A 255-nucleotide genomic window follows, 5' to 3' on the forward strand; every position below is an offset into this window, starting at 1 on the left:
AAAGATGATGGCCAGGATCAGGGCGCCGCCCATGAACAGGCTGCGCAGGGATATCTGCTTGCGCAGTTGATAGCGGGAGGCCTGACGGCCAAGGTCCAGGTGAAACACGCTGGGTGCCTCCCCGCTCACCTCGGGGGAGAGCTGCTTGTGCAACTGCTTGACGATGCGCTCGAACTCGCCCTGGCCCTGGCTCATCACCTTGTAGCGCCCCTCGAAGCCGAGGCAGAGGCACAGATAGATGAACTCCAGGATGTC

At 62.0% G+C, this 255-nt stretch carries 1 protein-coding gene; it reads right to left on the minus strand.

Features of this window, described 5'->3' with window-relative positions; translation table 11 throughout:
• Positions 1–255: DotU family type IV/VI secretion system protein (locus KW821_RS21535; protein WP_218292876.1), on the minus strand; the 255-nt coding region annotated here is incomplete at both ends.

Source organism: Aeromonas sp. sif2416, from assembly GCF_019218665.1.
GTDB classification, from domain to species: Bacteria; Pseudomonadota; Gammaproteobacteria; order Enterobacterales; family Aeromonadaceae; genus Aeromonas; species Aeromonas encheleia.